The sequence below is a fragment of the Nonomuraea helvata genome, from assembly GCF_039535785.1.
GTDB classification, from domain to species: domain Bacteria; phylum Actinomycetota; class Actinomycetes; order Streptosporangiales; family Streptosporangiaceae; genus Nonomuraea; species Nonomuraea helvata.
Map to the genome: position 1 here is coordinate 2,494,178 of NZ_BAAAXV010000009.1, position 14,896 is coordinate 2,509,073.

A 14,896-nucleotide genomic window follows, 5' to 3' on the forward strand; every position below is an offset into this window, starting at 1 on the left:
GCAGGAATCTCACCTGCCCGTCCCTGGGGGTGCGGAAACTATCAGCGCATCAGCGGTGAACTGGCCGGCATAGGCCTTCGGGTACCGCCCAGCACCGTGCGTGACATCCTCAAAGAAGTCGGGCTCGGTCCGGAACCACGTTCGACGGGTATTAACGTGCCGCTTGACCTGCATGAACGGAGTTTTCGGCAGGCGCAGAGGAACTTACTTAGGACATAAGCCGAAATCAACTCAAATCAAACGCTTTATTTGGAATCTGGACGATCTACCTTAGTCGTCCATGGTGGAGATCATCTGGGACAAGTTCCCCCTGGTCGCCGGGCAGGAGCAAGCACGGCGATGGCTGCAGTTCACGGCCAACATCGGACGCGCACCGAACACGATCACGGCGTACGGCCGGGCCCTTGAGGATCATCTGCGGTTCTGCGCCTTGGTCGGTGCCGATCCGCTGACGATACGGGCCGACGTGATCGCCGCATGGATCGGCGACTTACACGAACGGCCGAACCCTCGTACCGCCAAGCTCGTGCACCTGGATTCGGGTACGGGGTTGGCCAACGCCACGATTCAGCAGTACGTGATCGCGGCCCGATCGTTTTACGAGTTCCTCATCGAAGACGGGCTGCGCGAGCGCAACCCAGTGCGCCGCGGCCAGTCCGGGCGGCGGGGTCGTCGCCCCCGGCAAGGCCTGGTGCGCCGGGTGGAGAAAGCGCCGTGGATCCCCAATGAGTGGGATTGGCAGAAGATCCTCCAGGCCACCGGCGCCGAGCCGCTACGCAACCGGCTCATGCTCGCCCTGGCTTATGACGGTGCGCTGCGCCGTGAGGAACTCGTCCACCTGGAGGTCGGCGACTTCGAGCCCGCCTATTGCCTGATCCACCTGCGGGCGGAGACCACCAAATCCAAGCGCGCCCGGGAGGTCAGTTTCGGCACCGCCACCTCCCGGCTGTTCATGGCTTACCTGGCCGAGCGTCGCCGGTTGGTCGGCCGTGCGGCCGGGCGGCTGCTGATCAGCGTGTCGCGACGCAACCGTGGGGCACCGCTGGGGGCGGCGAGCTGGTCGAAGATCGTGTCGGGCATCGCCGACCGGGCCGGTGTCCCGCGCCTGTCCACGCACACCTTCCGGCATCTGCGGTTGACCGATCTGGCGCGAGCGGAGTGGACGATCGATCAGATCGCTCAGTACGCCGGCCACAAAGACCTGTCCACGACGCTTCGTTACATCCATCTCAGTGGCCGTGAACTGGCCGCCAAGCTGCGCCGGGCCACCGCTGCGATCCAGGCCGACCGTGAGCGTCTACTGGCAACCCTGGTGGAGGGGCGATGAACGCCATCAGCTTCGCCGACGACCAGCAAGAGCCGCTGCCGCTCGCGGCGCTATGCCAGAACGTACGCGGCCAGGAACCCGCGCTCACTCCTGCCGAGCGTGCTGTTCTGGCTCACATCAGCGACTTCGCGCACATCAGCGTCCAGTTCGCCAACCGGGATACGCTCAGCCGGCTCATCGAGCCCATCGAACACGTGGTCACCGCCGCGTGGGCGCCAGCCAAGACGACCGCCGCCCGCAACATCTTGCTCGGCGAGATGCACCGCCGAGGCAGGGCTTACTGGTCCTGGGATGAAGACGTCTGGATCGCGCTGGCCGACGGGGACCGGGCTACTACCAGGAGGTGTCGGTTCCAGCTGGTCGCCTTGGGCTACCTGTTCGGCGGTCACCACCGGCTGCATCACCACGCCGGAATCGTTCAGGTCCGCAAACTCGCCGACATGGTGTTCGGACCCACTGTTGTGGACCCTGCCTTGGAAGAGATCCGTTCGACCCTGACCGCCTGGCAGTCGAGCGAGAGTCTCATGTCGTGGCAGGTCACCAACGCGACAATTGATCTGCTGCTCAGCTGCGGCAGTCCGCGACTGGAGCACATCGGCGAGGTACAGTTGCATGCTCTGGTCGAGGACTACCGGGCTGACCGCCCCTCGCGCCGGCAAGGGCTGTTCAAGGTCTCCCGCGTGCTGGCGGACAAGGGGATCATCACGGCGCCGCTGACGAGTAATGGACACCACCGCGGGCCCAAGCCGGAGACGCTGGCCAGCGTCTCACCCGAATGGCTGGAGTGGGCGCAACGCTGGCGCAAGCTGGCCACCTGCGAACCGGGCACGCTGCGGACGATGTTTTCTGTCATTCTCGTCGCCGGGCGGTGGGCCGCCGAGAAGCACCCTGAATCGATCGCACCGGATACGTGGACCAGGGACATGGCCGCCGAGTACGTCGCCGATACCCTGCAGGCCACCGTCGGGCAGTGGGCCGGGCACAACCGCAACCAGGTCCGTTTTGGCGAGCCGATCAGCGCCAGCGGCATGGCCAACCGCATCGACAGCCTCCGGAGCTTCTTCTGCGACCTGATCGAGTGGGAGTGGATCAAGCCGAGGTTCGACCCGCGCCGGGTGCTCAGCCTGCCGCTGTCGCGGCGGGCCCAGCTCGGCCCCAACCCGCGGATCATCGACGACGTCGTGTGGGCCAAGCTCATGGCCGCCGGACTGACCCTGAACACCGAGGACATCACGCCGTATGGCACCCCGGCGGCCAAAGCGGCCGGATGGCAGGCCAACTACTACCCGATCGAGATGCTGCGCGCCCTGGTCGGGGTGTGGCTGTTCGGCGGCTGCCGAATCGACGAGATACGCCGTCTTGAGCTGGACTGCATCGTCTGGGACCAGGGCGTCGACCAGCAGAGTGGCGAGAGCTACCCGATCTGCCTGCTGCGGGTGCCGGCCAACAAGACCTCCGGGCCGTTCAGCAAGCCCGTCGACCCGGTGGTCGGGCAGCTGATCGAGGCGTGGAAGCTGGTGCGCCCGCCCCAGCCCGACATCGAGGACCGCAAGACCCGGCGGCGGCACCAGCACCTGTTCACCTACCGTGGCCAGCTGATCGGCTCCGCCTACCTCAACGCGAAGATCATCCCGGCGTTGTGCCGTAAGGCTGGCATCCCCGAGCACGACTCCCGCGGAGCCTTGACTAGCCACCGGGCCCGCACCACCATCGCCACCCAGCTGCTCAACGCCCGCGAACCACTCACGCTGGCCGACCTGCAGCAGTGGCTCGGGCACAAGCACCCGGCCAGCACCCGCCACTACGCCGCGATCCTGCAGCGCACCCTTGCCGCCGCCTACAAGAAAGCGGACTATTTCGCCCGCAACGTGCGCACCATCGAGGTCCTCATCGACCGCGAGAGCATCCTGTCCGGCGCCGCCACCAACGGACAGCCCTGGAAGTACTACGACCTGGGCGACGGCTACTGTACCTACGACTTCTTCACCAAGTGTCCGCACCGCCTGGCCTGCGCCCGCTGCCCCTTCTACCTGCCCAAACAGTCCCATGCCGGGCAGCTGTTGGCCGTCAAGGACGGCATCGAGGGCATGCTCGAACAACTCGATCTCACCGACGAAGAGCGCCAGGTGCTGGAAGGAGACCGGGACGCGGTCACCGCACTCGCCGAACGCCTCGCCGACATCCCCACTCCGGCCGGCCCCACGCCCGGAGAACTCGGCGCCCAACCGGCGTTCATCCCGCTGACTGTGCTCCGAAACAGCCTTCTCAGAGGGGAAGAGCCGCGATAGATGGTGCCGTCGAAGCCGCTGCTGTCGTGAGAACACCCCGCGTGCCCGATCGGCCCACTCCTTCGGGGAACATCCTGCTCCCCCGCGATCGTGTATGACAGGGTTGCCCGCTCGCCAGCGACGTGGGCCGGACCGGCGAACCCGACGGCGAACAGCAGCAGGGTGACCGCACTCCCACCACCACCACCGCCTCGGCACCGACAAGATCATGATGAGAAACCTCTTACCAGGACGAATAGGACGAAGCAGCCTCAGACACCTTGAAGCGCCGCCCGTCTTCGCGCATCAGTCATCTGACCGGGCTCGCGGGGCTGTCCGCATCAGAAGCGGTAGCGCGCGACCACGGTGCCCAACCTGGACAAGGACGCGCTGGGTGCCCCCAAGCGAGTCCACAGGCGCAGGGCCAGCGGATACTTGGCGACCTCCGGCTCGCGGGCGAGCATGATCTCCTCGATGAGCGTGAGCTTGGGATTCCAGCGCACGGGGTCGAGGCGGTCGAACCCCGGGGACTTGAAGAGGGGGACCAGCCACCCGACGCTGGGGGTGAGTTTCGCGGCCCGGACCGTGAACTTGTTGTAAACGTTGAACGCGATCTCCCCGCTGTGGAGATGGTCGGTGAGCCGCTGCAGCAGGGAGATCATGTCGGCTTCGGCGAGAAACGCCATCAGGCCGTCGGCGACGATCACGGCGGGGCGGTCGGTGGGGAGGCTCTCCAGCCAGGTCGGGTCGGTCAGGTCCGCGCCAATGGCGTGGACGTGCGGGCGGTCGGGGATGAGCCGTCGCCGGGCGGCGACGACGTCAGGGAAGTCGACGTCGTACCAGTCGACGGTGGGCGGTGTGTCGATGCGGAACGCCCGCGTGTCCAGCCCGGCGCCCAGGTCGATACCGATCGCGTTGGGGTGGCGGGCGATGAACCGCCGCGCGACCTCATCCAGTTTCTTGGCCCGCTGGGCGACATCGACGCAGGAAAGCCTGGTCCAGCGGAGCTTGTCGTTGGTGTAGCCGGTCTTGCGGACGAGCTCGTCGGCCATCGTGTCCCCGAGAATCGGGTCCGGCAGGCGGCTGTCGAATGCCCGGGCGGTCAGGGTGACCCACAGGGTTTCCTCCACCGGGGCCAGAGCGGGAAGGGGGAGCGTCATGGGAGTTTCCGTCCTTTCTGCGCCGACGTACGCGTCGGCTCATCGGCACCTTCGATTCAATGACATCTGGACTAAAAGTAGTCCAAGTATAACCATATGCCTGGTGTAGGCTCTCTTGGCATGGCGGACGAGACGCGACGCGAGCGCAAGAAACTCCAGACGAGGCAACTGCTGGTCGACACGGCGCTCAGGCTGTTCGCCGAACAGGGATACGAGCAGACCACCATCGCGCAGATCACCCAGGCGGCCGACGTGGCCAAGAAGACGTTCTTCAACCACTTCCCCACGAAGGAAGACGTGCTGTTCGCCGACACCGGCCAGTACGTCCAAGCGGCCGTCGAAGTGATCGGCGAACGAGCGCCGGAGGAACACGTCTCCGACGTCCTGCTCGAGATCTACGAACGAGTCTTCGCCCGGCGTCTGACCGGGGGGCCGCTCTCCGGGGCCGGCAAGAATCTGAAGCACCTCGACGACACGGTCATGAAACTGCCTGCCGTGCAGGCCAAGGCCCTGCTCGTGCTGTTCGACCTCCAGCAGGCGATCGCCGACGCGCTCCTGAAGGCCTACCCCCGCGTGCTCGACTCGGTCACCGCGGCTGCCGCCGTCGGATCCCTGATGGGAGCCGCTCAAGCCGCCGGCACGGTCAGCCTCCGCCAGGGCCCCTCAATGGAGGAGTACCTGACCTCGATCCGGCGCGCCCTCGACGTCGCCCTCCAGGGGCTGCGCTCGTTGTAGAAGGGATTCCGGGGGCAGCGTCAGCGGCGAACCCGTGATCCACAAGGCGGTATCAACGCTGCCCCCGCACTGAACTGAGCCATCCACCCCGCCATCGGCCCGCAGGTCGGTGACCACGAACCTTCAGGTTGCGGACGGCGCCTTCAAGAGCATTCTCGGCCTCACTTCCTGCGGGCGAAGGCGGCCAGGCTGCTCAGCTTTGCTCTTTAGTGCGCCACGAGCGCATGAGGTGAGGTTGTTGTGTAGGTGACCTTGCTGGATGCGGTGCTGCGCAGGAGATGAAGGTCTGGCCCTTCGACGTCGCCCTGCGGGGGAGACGTCAAACCGCCTTAAGCGGTCGTTACCTCATATTCGCAATAACGTGCCCTTTTACAGCCAGTCGTGTTCGCGTGCGTACCGCGCCGCCTCAACCCGGGCTGGACCGCGCCGAGCCGGACACCACGCGCTACCGGCTCTACCACCTGCCCGCCCGGCTGGCCGCCCACACCCGCCGCCGCCACCTGCGCATCGAACACACCTGGCCCTGAGCCCGAGCATTCGTCCTGGCCTGGCAGCGCCTCACCGACCTGCCCGCTCTCCCCTGAGGCCGGACCCGACAAAGACGATCCAGGAAGGAGCCTCCTCCGGGCCCGTGGACCCCGGCGCCCCCGCAGCGTCATGCGACGGCCCGCCCCAACCACCTCGGGGACATTACGGGCGAACCCGCGGAGCCACTCATGCACCCCGACCAGCTGAAGAATCGAGGTTAGCGGCAGAAGTAGCTCGCCGTTTCTCCTCACGGCGATGCGATCTCGACCAACGCGGCATTCAGCGGCTTCAACTGCACCCGTAGCTCAACCGAGTCGCCCCATTCGGCTCATTGGTCCACGCACCTGTGTGATTCTCATGCCGTCGTGCCGCTGGAAGGCCGGATCGAACGCCGGAAAGTGCTCGGCGGGATGATCAACGAGTACCACCGAGCCGCGTAGTCACTCCGGAGAACTCCCAGCTCAAGCCCTATGTGATGAATTTTGAAGCGATACACGCCGCTACCTCGGGTGGTGGGCGTTGATCGGCTCCAGAAGGTGTGTCAAGCCGCCGGATGGGACAGAAGTCTCTTCTACACCGTTCATGAGGATGATGTGCCTGACGTGCCGCCATATGGCGTCACTGCCGTACTCTTTGGTGCCGCGCAGTAATCCTCCGTGGGCGGCTGCGATGGCCTGAACCTCGTGCTGCGGAATCGGGTGCATCCGCATGGGAGCGGGATAGCGGAGCACCATTCGCTGAATGAGACTCAGAACTGATTGTGGAATCGCTCGCGCGCCCAGCCCGACCAGCGAATTTTTCGCCTTGTCGGGAATGCCCACGACAACCGCTCCGTCGGGCCGGGCGATCCGGAGCAGTTCCCGTAGATAGTCACGCGCCAAGTCCGGCGGGAGATGTTGCAGGACCCGATCCGTGTAAACCAGGTCGTAACTGTCATTGTCAAAGCAGGCGAGATTAGGTGCTGTTCTGTGCACGAAGCGCACTCGGCCGCCGCTGCGATCCAGGCGACGTGCCTCCTGCAACATGGGCTCAGAGATGTCCACGCCAACTACCTCCGAGAAATGCTTGGCCAGTGCGTTCGTCAATCGTCCCGCACCACAGCCAAAGTCCAGTGCCCGGCCGCGCGGGACAGAGATCCCGTGCCCTTCCAGCCAGTCTAGGTCGTCGTTCACCTGAATTATCCCAGTAGCCAGGAATTCTGCATCGGACCATTTGCCGTGGCGTCTTCCTGGCTCGGTGAGGACTGCCCACAGTGGGTCGCTCTTCCCTAGCTCGGTCCAGTCTTTCCCGATTTCGCTAAGGCTCATATAGACAACCGTAGCCAAGCCTGTACGACGTTCTCTTCGGTAAGCAGAAGGAATTGTCGGGCAACGGGTGTTGCGTGCCGTGTCGTTCTCGCGGAGGAGCACCGAGGCGCGGGCCCAGGTTATCCTCGATATACGCCATTCATGGGACCTCCGCAAAGGACGCTATGCGACACCCCCGCTGGGCCAGCGACGTTCTCCTCACCGTCGGCGCGACCGTGTGCGATCTGCTTATGTGGATGGCGAACAGTGAGCAACGACTTTTCGCGACGCCATTGACAGTCCTGATGTGGATCGCGCCGACTGTACCGCTGTTCTGGCGCCGGACCCATCCGCAGTTGTCGTTCATCGCGGTGGCCATTGCGTGCGTGGCCTGGTCAATAGTGATCGGCCCGTACACGGATGTGCAGATCGTCCCTCTGTTCCTGGCCGTCGCGCTGTACTCGCTCGCCCGTTACGCCCCGCCGGTGCGGGCGCTGGCGGGGCTGGTCGTGCTGTGCGGCATCGTCCTTGTCGACGTCGCCACCTCATCCTGGCCGGACGGGCTGTCCTCCGCCTTGAGCACTCTGATCCTGCTCGCCTTCCCTGTCTGTATCTGGCTGCTCGGCCAGGGCCGGCGCCGGATCGGCGTGGACGTCCAGCGACTGCGGGAGCTGACCGACCAGCTGCGGGCCGAGCGGGAGCTGAGCGCCCATAGGGCGGTCATCGCCGAACGCGCCCACATTGCCCGAGATCTCCACGATGTGGTCGCCCATCACCTCAGCGCCATCGCGGTGGTGGCCCACGCCAACGCCGAAGTCGCGGCGGAGGACAACCCAGTGCGGAAGGGGTTGACCACGATCGCGCTCACAGCCGACGCCGCGCTGGCGGACATGCGGCGACTGCTCGGTCTACTCGCCGCCGGCGATGAAGCCGCCGAACCGTTGCCCGAGGCTACCCTCGGTGACCTGCGACAGCTCACAGAGGCTGCGGAGAGCGCTGGGTGCACCGTCAGTGTGAGCATGGACGACGACCTCGACCCGCTGCCGCGCTCGCTCCACCTCACCGCATACCGCATCGTGCAGGAAGGCGTGACGAATGTCATCAAGCACGCGGCTCCAACCGATGTCACTCTCTGTATCCGGCGCCAAGGCTCCGAGCTACGCATCAGCCTCACGAACGGCCCCTCCAGCTCCGTGCGGCGCCGTATCGGCGGTGCCGGGTTGGGCCTGACCGGGTTACGTGAACGGGTCAAAGTCCTTGATGGCACCCTGCGCGCCGGTCCCACCGACGAAGGCGGCTGGCGGTTGCTCGCCAGGCTTCCCCTCGGTTTGGAGGCCGGGTGACGAGGCCGCCCTTGAGGATCGTTCTCGCGGACGACCAGTCGGTCGTCCGCGCGGCCCTGCGCATGGTGATCGAACGCCGTGAAGATCTCCATGTGGTGTCCGAGGCCGCCGATGGTGCCCAGGCGGTCGCCGCCGCTTTCGAGTTCAGGCCGGATGTCGTGGTCATGGACGTCCGAATGCCCGGGATGACAGGGGTCGATGCCACCAGGGCGATCGTCAGGGACTGGCCGCATGCGGATCCCCACCCGAAGATCCTTATCCTCACCACATTCGACTTGGACGAGTACGTCCATGCCGCGCTCCATGCCGGCGCCGCTGGCTTTCTGCTCAAGAACAGTCAGCCCGACCAACTGGCGGAGGCGATTCGCATCGTCGCAGAGGGGGAGTCCATACTGTCGCCGTCCACGACCCGCCGCCTCATCGATGCCTTCACTCGCTCGGCGGCCGGGCCCCGCGCGACGGCCGGGGAAGTCGACCTTGTCGATCGACTCACTGAACGAGAGCGCGACGTGCTGGTCCTCCTGGCCAAGGGGTACACCAACCCGGAGATCGCCGAGATCCTCGGGCTGACAGAAACGAGTGTCCGCAGCCGCGTCAACCGCATTCTGACGCGGCTGCAGCTCGACAACCGTGTGCAAGCCGCGTTGGCCGCCTACCGCGCTGGGCTGATCTCGGACGAGAAGCTGTGAATCGAGCTCTGCCTCACGTACAGCTCCGCCGCGATCATCCTGTCGGTCGGTGCGAGCGCGAACGTCGACGGTGTGAAACGAGGGGCCCGGCGAACGGTTTGATCAATGCTTGGCGCGAGATCAGGCGGAACCTGAACCAGGGTGGCCTGTCGGGCCTTCCGTCTTGGTGTTCCGTTGGTCTTCTCGTGAGTCCGGCTTGAGAAGCGGCGCCGAATCGGGGTCCGGGACGCCCGTTCATGTGCCGGACGCGTGTCGAAGAGCAACCGGCGAGCAACCAACGCCGTTTTCCCGCCTTGCCGCAGGCCTCCGAAAACCGAGAAACCCCCAGATCGAATGGGATGTGGAGTGGTAGGGCGCCCGGGGCTCGAACCCGGAACCTACGGATTAAAAGTCCGCAGCTCTGCCAATTGAGCTAACGCCCCTCGCACCAGCAAGAGTACAGAGATTACCGCCCTGCCCGCGACGCCTATATCACCGGTAAGCGGCCAGACCCGTCAGCGCCTCCCCAAGCACCAGCGTATGAATCTCCTGAGTGCCCTCGTACGTCAGCACAGACTCCAAGTTGTTCATGTGCCTGATCACAGGGTACTCCAGCGTGATCCCGTTCCCGCCCAGGATGGAGCGGGCCTGGCGGGCGATGTCGAGGGCGGCGCGTACGTTGGCCAGCTTGCCGAAGCTGATCTGCCGGGGCTCCAGCTGCCCCGTGTCCTTCAGCGAGCCCAGGTGGAGCGCGGTGAGCCCCGCCTGGGCGAGGCCGACGTACATCCAGGCGAGCTTCTCCTGGGTCAGCTGGAACGCCCCGATCGGCTTGTCGAACTGGACGCGCGTCTTCGCGTAGTCCACCGCCGCCTCCAGGCAGGAGCGGGCGGCGCCCACGACGCCCCAGACGATGCCGAAGCGGGCCTCCGAAAGGCAGGAGAGCGGGCCGCGGAGGCCGGTGACGTCGGGGAGGGCGGCGGAGGCGGGCAGGCGGACGTCGTCGAAGTAGAGGGACGAGGTGACCGAGGCCCTAAGGGACAGCTTCTTGTGGATCTCAGGGGCGGAGAAGCCGGGAGTGGAGGTCGGTACGACGAAGCCGCGGATGCCCTCGTCGGTCTGCGCCCACACCACCGCCACGTCGGCGATGGAGCCGTTGGTGATCCACATCTTGGAGCCGTTCAGGATCCAGTCGGATCCGTCTTTCTTGGCATAAGTACGCATGTTGGCCGGGTCCGAGCCGTGGTCCGGCTCCGTCAGGCCGAAGCAGCCGATCGCCGTCCCGGCGGCCATCCGGGGGAGCCACTCGTCCTTCTGCTCATCAGAGCCATATCGCCAGATGGGGAACATGGCCAGCGAACCCTGGACGGATACGAAGGAGCGCAGGCCCGAGTCGCCGGCCTCCAGCTCGCGGCAGGCCACCCCGTACGACACCGCGTCCGTGCCCGCGCAGCCGTACCCCTCCAGGTGCATCCCCAGCAGGCCGAGCGAGCCGAGCTCGGGCGCGAGCTCGCGCGCCGGGAAGACCGCGTTCTCGAACCAGTCGCCCACGTTAGGCAGGATGCGGTCGGAGACGAACGACTTGACCGTGTCGCGGATCAGCCGCTGGTCAGCGTTGAGCCGGTCGTCCAGGCGAAGCAGATCGTTCATCGCGGGTCCCTTCCTCGCATAGGGGGCTACCAGGGTTCTACCAGGGGGAATCCTGATGTGCGAACACCGGCTGCACGGGCAGTCTTGAGGCATGAGCGAATACAACGTCAAGAAGCTGCGTCGGACTCACAAGGGCAGGATCATCGCGGGCGTCTGCTCCGGCATCGGTGAGTACTTCGGGGTCGACGCCAACCTGGTGCGCATCGCGCTGGCGATCGTGACGATCTTCGGCGGTCTGGGCGTCGGCGTGTACGCGATCGGCTGGCTCCTCATGCCCGACGAGTACAGCGACACCTCCATCGTACAGGACCTGATCAACAAGCAGCAGGACCGCAGCAGAACGGACTGGAGCGGCGAGCAGAAGCCGATGCCGTGATCAGGCCGCGGCGGGCACACGTTCCCGGGACTCGGTCCAGATGAGGGCGAGCACGGCCGCGCAGATGACCCCGGCCACCCCGGCCACCGCGACCACCGGCTCCGGACCGAGTCTCTCCGCCGCGAATCCACCGATCAAGATCCCGATCCCCTGTACGGCCATCAGCCCCGACTGCGCGAGGCCGAACGCCTGGGCGCGACGTTCGGCCGGAACATGCTGGACGAAGGCGGCATTGGCCGCGAGCTGGTACGCCCCTCCGATCCCCGACAGAACCCATGCGGCGAGCACCACGGCGAGCGGCGGCCGGAGCGCCGTCACGGCCAGGGGCGCGCAGCTCAGCATGGCCATCCACCCCATGAGCCGCATCCGCCGCTCAGGCCCCACGAACCTGCTGAAAAGGAACGCCCCAACCACCGTCCCGGTCGGCATCGCCGCCATCAGCAGCCCAGTGATCACGGGAACCGGCAGCGTGCCCGTGGCGAGCTTGGCCGCGTACGGCACGGCGATGCCCTCAGGCAGGATGTAGAAGCCGCACAGCCACGCGAACAGGATGAGCGTCCGCAACTGCCGCGACCCGAACACCAGCCGGGCTCCGGCCATGGTCATGCTCCACATGGACGGTTTCGTGCTGTCGCGGTTGGCGGCGGGGCGGCGTCGTACCCCTGAGATCAGGATCAACGCGGAGCCGAGGAACGTCGCGGCGTCCAGAGCGAGCGCCCGGTAGGGGCCCATGGTGGCGATGGCGGCTCCGCCTGCGGCGAAACCGAGCATCTGTACGGCCTGGTTCGTCATGTTCTGGAGGGCCGAGCCGATGACGTACCGGTCGCCTTCGAGCACTTCGGGCAGCAGTGCGGCCCGCGCGGCCGAGAACGGCGCGCTGAGCAGCACCACCAGGAACACCAGCGCGCACAGCGCCCAGAACGGCATGCCGGGCACCGCCATCGCGCCCACCAGCACGGCCCTGATCAGGTCGCAGGTGAGCATGACACCCCGGCGCGCGAACCGGTCCGCCAGGCCGGCCAGCAGCGGCCCGCCGACGATCGACGGCAGGTACGTCAGCGCGTACACGGCGGCCGTGGCGAGCGGCGAGCGCGTGCGATCGTAGACGAGTACGGCGAGTGCCACCTGGGCGAGCTGGTCGCCGATGAGCGAAAGGCCCTGGCCGTACCAGAGCGCCCTGAACTCCCTGATGGCGATGACTTCTCGGTATGTGGCCTGGTCCTCGGCACGGCGATGCCGTCCCTGCGGCCGTCGTGCCCGCATGGCCCCCATTGGACTCCGCTGTGCCTGACTTACGGTGCTCGGTGTGTTACCTAAGGTGCCCGATCATTATGGCAAGCCGCAACCCAAAGCAGCGAACCAAAAGCAAAGGGTTACCAACCCAGCTCATGAAGCCTGGCATCGTCGATGCCGAAGTGATGCCCGACCTCGTGCACGACCGTGATGCGCACTTCGCGGACGACGGCGTCCTCGGTATCGCAGATCTGGCATATCGGATTGCGGTAGATCTCGATGCGGTCGGGCAGGACTGCTGAGTACCAGTCGCCGCGTTCGGTGAGGGGGACACCGGTGTACAGGCCGAGCAGGTGGGGCTCCGGCGGGTCATCGACGACCGTCACGACGACATTGCTCATAGCACGGGTGAGGTCAGGGGGAATCGTGTCCAATGCCTCGGACACGAGCTCTTCGAATCTCTCCCGCGAAACCTCGATCACGCTTGCCATTCTGCCTCGCCGCCCGGGTAAGCAAGAAAGCGTATGAAGTTCGTTCACAGATCAAAGGCAGTCATCAACTCCAGAACGGCGAAGGCGGCGGCGGTCCTCCTCGTCGCCGCCGTGGGTGCCTGGCTGGGCATCTTTCTCAGCGGCACCGTACGTGCCCAGGTCGGTCCCGTGGAGACCGGAATGTCGCTCCGCCCGGCCTGGAACGGCGAGACGGTGGTGGACGCCAGCCCGCTCGGCACGCTCACGTTCCACACGCACGACGCGCCGCTGCGGCTGCGCATCACGCTCGAGAACATCGACCAGGACCGTGCCAAGGCCCTCATAGAGGATCCGCGTCTGGCCGACCGCCTGCCAGGCCTCATCGAGAGCGACCTCCTGGACGGCGTGCGCGCGCTCGTGATCCGCTCGCTGCTGTGCGCGGGGGCGGGGGCCCTGATCGCGGTCCTGATGGTCTTCAGACGCCCCCGTGTGGCCTTCCTGGGCCTCCTGGCAGCCGCCGTGGGCCTGGCGGGCACGGGAGCTCTCGCCGCGCTCACGTTCCGCCCCAACTCGCTCGTCGAGCCCCGCTACTCGGGGCTCATCGCCGCCGCGCCGTCACTGGTGGGCAGCGCCGAGTCGATCGTGTCCCGCTTCGAGTCGTACAGGTCGCAGCTCACCAAGCTCGTCACGAACGTCTCGAAGCTCTACGACACGGTTTCAACTCTGCCGCTGTACGACACCAACCCCAAGACCATCCGAGTCCTCCATATCTCCGATATCCACATAAATCCCATCGCCTGGAACGTCGTCCGCTCCCTCAAGGACCAGTTCGGCGTGGACATGATCGTCGACACGGGCGACATTTCCGACCACGGCACCAAGGCCGAGAACAAGTTCGTCGACGAGATCGGCCGCCTGGGGGTCCCGTACGTGTACGTACGCGGCAACCATGACTCGATGATCACCCAGAAAGCGGTCGAGAAGCAGAAGAACTCCGTGGTCCTCGACAACAAGACCGAGACGGTGGCGGGCCTGAAGATCTACGGCCTGGGGGACCCTCGCTTCACCCCGGACAAATCCGTAGCAGTTCCCTCAGACCCTGCCGCACTCGCCCAGTTCGCCCGCTCCCACCTCCCCGAGGTCGGCCGGCCGGACCTGATCGCCGTACACGACCCGGACGTCGGCATGGGCTTCTCCGGCGCGGCGCCCATGATCCTCGCCGGCCACACCCACGACCGCAGGACGAACCTGCTCCCTTCGGGCACCCGCATGCTCGTCCAGGGCTCGACCGGCGGCGCCGGCCTGCGCGCGCTCGAACACCCCCAGCCCACGCCCGTGCAGGCGTCGGTCCTCTACTTCGACAGGGAGACCAAGCGCATGCAGGCATGGGACGACATCACGCTGGGCGGTCTGGGGGAGCAGTCGGTGTACATCCAGCGTCACGTGGAGCCCGACCCACAACGTATGATTTCCCCGGAGCCAACGATCGCCCCGTCGCCAACGGGATCGATCACTGGCACGCAGACGCCGACCAACGGTTCGCCGCTTTGGCATCAAGGGCAATCGTCCCCTATGCTTCAGAGGTCTCCGACGGAAGGCGACAGGGAATCCTGAGCCCCCATCGTCTAGCGGCCTAGGACACCGCCCTTTCAAGGCGGCGGCACGGGTTCGAATCCCGTTGGGGGCACTGCGAGCACTTGGCGCACCGGAAGAAAACGGCTGGTCGAAGACCACCGAAGACCTGGTAAGCTAAGCGAGCGCAAACAGCAAGAAACGCAAGGTCCTGTAGAGCAGTTTGGAGTGCTCGCCACCCTGTCAAGGTGGAGGTCGCGGGTTCAAGTCCCGTCAGGACCGCT

The 14,896-nt window shown here is 66.0% G+C and carries 13 protein-coding genes and 3 tRNA genes; 10 read left to right on the forward strand and 6 right to left on the reverse strand.

The window, feature by feature from the left end:
* The first annotated feature begins 280 nt into the window (after nucleotides 1-280).
* Nucleotides 281-1,327, forward strand: coding sequence for a tyrosine-type recombinase/integrase (locus tag ABD830_RS45030; RefSeq protein WP_345001141.1), 1,047 nt, complete (start codon nucleotides 281-283; stop codon nucleotides 1,325-1,327).
* Complete coding sequence (locus ABD830_RS45035; protein WP_345001143.1) at nucleotides 1,324-3,615, forward strand: tyrosine-type recombinase/integrase; 2,292 nt, start codon at nucleotides 1,324-1,326, stop codon at nucleotides 3,613-3,615. Before ABD830_RS45030 ends, ABD830_RS45035 begins: the two co-directional genes overlap by 4 nt.
* A 320-nt stretch (nucleotides 3,616-3,935) precedes the next feature.
* Here the strand turns inward: ABD830_RS45035 and ABD830_RS45040 are convergent, their stop codons facing one another.
* Nucleotides 3,936-4,754 carry a class I SAM-dependent methyltransferase gene (locus ABD830_RS45040; RefSeq protein ID WP_345001145.1) on the reverse strand — a complete coding sequence of 273 codons (819 nt, stop codon included), beginning with the start codon at nucleotides 4,752-4,754 and terminating at the stop codon, nucleotides 3,936-3,938.
* Between the two features lie 120 nt (nucleotides 4,755-4,874).
* Here ABD830_RS45040 and ABD830_RS45045 point away from each other — a divergent pair, with 120 nt between their 5' ends.
* Both ABD830_RS45045 and ABD830_RS45050 read left to right on the forward strand, forming a co-directional pair.
* Entirely contained in the window at nucleotides 4,875-5,489 is a 615-nt protein-coding gene (locus ABD830_RS45045) for a TetR/AcrR family transcriptional regulator (protein WP_345001147.1), read from the forward strand.
* 389 nt (nucleotides 5,490-5,878) lie between these two features.
* Entirely contained in the window at nucleotides 5,879-6,016 is a 138-nt protein-coding gene (locus ABD830_RS45050) for a hypothetical protein (RefSeq protein ID WP_345001149.1), read from the forward strand.
* A gap of 501 nt (nucleotides 6,017-6,517) precedes the next feature.
* On the opposite strand, the gene ABD830_RS45055 is transcribed toward ABD830_RS45050, so the two are convergent.
* Nucleotides 6,518-7,324: a class I SAM-dependent methyltransferase gene (locus ABD830_RS45055; protein ID WP_345001151.1), complete on the reverse strand. Its 807-nt coding sequence runs from the start codon at nucleotides 7,322-7,324 to the stop codon at nucleotides 6,518-6,520.
* 164 nt (nucleotides 7,325-7,488) lie between these two features.
* Here ABD830_RS45055 and ABD830_RS45060 point away from each other — a divergent pair, with 164 nt between their 5' ends.
* Both ABD830_RS45060 and ABD830_RS45065 read left to right on the forward strand, forming a co-directional pair.
* Nucleotides 7,489-8,646 (forward strand): sensor histidine kinase, encoded by a 1,158-nt coding sequence (locus ABD830_RS45060; protein WP_425567242.1) that lies wholly within the window; start codon nucleotides 7,489-7,491, stop codon nucleotides 8,644-8,646.
* 11 nt (nucleotides 8,647-8,657) lie between these two features.
* Nucleotides 8,658-9,335, forward strand: a complete 678-nt coding sequence (locus ABD830_RS45065) for a response regulator transcription factor (RefSeq protein WP_345001155.1) — start codon at nucleotides 8,658-8,660, stop codon at nucleotides 9,333-9,335.
* Nucleotides 9,336-9,681: 346 nt separating this feature from the next.
* Here the strand turns inward: ABD830_RS45065 and ABD830_RS45070 are convergent.
* Nucleotides 9,682-9,757, reverse strand: a tRNA-Lys gene (locus tag ABD830_RS45070).
* Between the two features lie 49 nt (nucleotides 9,758-9,806).
* Nucleotides 9,807-10,961, reverse strand: coding sequence for an acyl-CoA dehydrogenase family protein (locus ABD830_RS45075; RefSeq protein ID WP_345001157.1), 1,155 nt, complete (start codon nucleotides 10,959-10,961; stop codon nucleotides 9,807-9,809).
* Between the two features lie 91 nt (nucleotides 10,962-11,052).
* On the opposite strand from ABD830_RS45075, the gene ABD830_RS45080 reads away from it, so the two are divergent.
* A complete protein-coding gene (locus tag ABD830_RS45080) occupies nucleotides 11,053-11,337 on the forward strand; it encodes a PspC domain-containing protein (protein ID WP_345001159.1) in 285 nt (94 codons plus the stop codon).
* Here ABD830_RS45080 and ABD830_RS45085 read toward each other — a convergent pair whose 3' ends face one another.
* Together ABD830_RS45085 and ABD830_RS45090 are read right to left on the reverse strand one after the other, a co-directional pair.
* Nucleotides 11,338-12,600 carry an MFS transporter gene (locus tag ABD830_RS45085; RefSeq protein WP_345001161.1) on the reverse strand — a complete coding sequence of 421 codons (1,263 nt, stop codon included), beginning with the start codon at nucleotides 12,598-12,600 and terminating at the stop codon, nucleotides 11,338-11,340.
* A 110-nt stretch (nucleotides 12,601-12,710) separates the two neighbouring features.
* Complete coding sequence (locus ABD830_RS45090; RefSeq protein ID WP_378520756.1) at nucleotides 12,711-13,061, reverse strand: metallopeptidase family protein; 351 nt, start codon at nucleotides 13,059-13,061, stop codon at nucleotides 12,711-12,713.
* Nucleotides 13,062-13,094: 33 nt separating this feature from the next.
* On the opposite strand from ABD830_RS45090, the gene ABD830_RS45095 reads away from it, so the two are divergent.
* The 3 genes from ABD830_RS45095 (at nucleotide 13,095) to ABD830_RS45105 (ending at nucleotide 14,894) form a co-directional block, all read left to right on the forward strand.
* Nucleotides 13,095-14,654: a metallophosphoesterase family protein gene (locus tag ABD830_RS45095; RefSeq protein ID WP_345001167.1), complete on the forward strand. Its 1,560-nt coding sequence runs from the start codon at nucleotides 13,095-13,097 to the stop codon at nucleotides 14,652-14,654.
* Nucleotides 14,655-14,727: transfer RNA gene (locus ABD830_RS45100), tRNA-Glu, on the forward strand.
* Nucleotides 14,728-14,819: 92 nt separating this feature from the next.
* Nucleotides 14,820-14,894 (forward strand) — tRNA-Asp (locus tag ABD830_RS45105).
* The last annotated feature ends 2 nt before the right edge of the window (nucleotides 14,895-14,896 follow it).